1 protein-coding gene is annotated in these 1294 nt (G+C 58.0%); it reads left to right on the forward strand.

Features of this window, described 5'->3' with window-relative positions; translation table 11 throughout:
• The first annotated feature begins 88 nt into the window (after window positions 1–88).
• The gene (locus RTK01_RS16745; RefSeq protein ID WP_312282054.1) at window positions 89–1225 is read left to right on the forward strand and encodes an acyl-CoA dehydrogenase; all 1137 of its coding nucleotides are present in this window, start codon (window positions 89–91) and stop codon (window positions 1223–1225) included.
• Window positions 1226–1294: the final 69 nt, after the last annotated feature.

Here is a 1294-nt window from a genome sequence, read left to right on the forward strand (position 1 = left end):
GTCAGGGCAACATCGAGGGCAAAAAAGAGCTGGCGAAATACATTGCCGGCATTCAAGACTAAAAATTTTAGAGTAATAGGAGACTGACATGGATTTTGAATTGACACGGGAGCAGGAACTCATCCGGAAAATGACCCGCGAGTTTACCGAGAACGAGATCAAGCCCATTGCGGCCGAAACCGACCGCACCTGCAAGTATCCCAAGGAAACCATTGACCAGCTGTTCCGCTACGGCGTTATGGGCATGAGCGTGCCCAAGGAGTACGGCGGCGCGGGCGCGGACGATCTGTCCGCCGCCATTGCCGTGGAGGAAATCTCCAAGGTCTGCGCGTCCACCGGCGACATTGTCGCCACTCACAACGGCCTGTGCTGTGGCCCCATCATCCAGAACGGCACCGAGGAGCAGAAGCAGAAGTATCTGCGCATGCTCACCACCGGCGGCAAGCTGGGCGCTTTCTGCCTCACCGAGCCGGACGCCGGCTCCGACGCCTCCAAGGGCACCACCGTTGCTGTTTTGGAAGGCGACCACTATGTGATCAACGGCTCCAAGATCTTCATCACCAACGGCTATGCCGCCGAGGTGTTTGTGGTTTTCGCCATGACCGACCCCTCCAAGGGCACCAAGGGCATCTCCGCCTTTATCGTGGAGAACACCTTCCCCGGCTTCTCCGTGGGTAAGCACGAGGAGAAGATGGGCCTGCACGGGTCCCCCACCGCCGAGATCGTGTTCACCGACTGCATCGTTCCCAAGGAAAATCTGCTGGGCAAAGAGGGCAAGGGCTTCAAGATTGCCATGCAGACGCTGGACGGCGGCCGTATCGGCATCGCCGCACAGGGCCTTGGTCTTGCTCAGGGTGCGATGGACGAGGCCGTTGCCTACACCAAGAGCCGCGTCCAGTTCGGCCGTCCCATCTCCAAGTTCCAGAACACGCAGTTCCTGTTCGCCGACATGGCTGTGTCCATTGAAGCGGGCCGCCTGCTGACTTATCAGGCCGCCATCCGCAAGACCAAAGGCCAGTCCTTCACCAAGGAAGCCGCCATAGCCAAGCTGTTTACCTCCGAAGCCGCTATGCAGATTACCACCAAGTCTCTTCAGATGTTCGGCGGCTACGGCTATACCAAGGACTTCCCCATGGAGCGCATGATGCGCGACGCGAAGATCACCGAGATCTACGAGGGTACCTCCGAGATCCAGCGCGTGGTCATTTCCAACCACATTCTGTAAGGAGGCGCAAACAAATGAAAATCATCGTATGTGTAAAGCAGGTACCCGATACCTCCGGAAAGGTGGCTG

Origin of the sequence: Oscillibacter sp., assembly GCF_031978065.1 — a bacterium.
GTDB lineage: Bacteria > Bacillota > Clostridia > Oscillospirales > Oscillospiraceae > Oscillibacter.

Excerpts from the sequence above, each read along its gene's own strand:
- RTK01_RS16745 (WP_312282054.1), top strand. The coding sequence starts at position 89 with ATGGATTTTGAATTGACACGGGAGCAGGAACTCATCCGGAAAATGACC.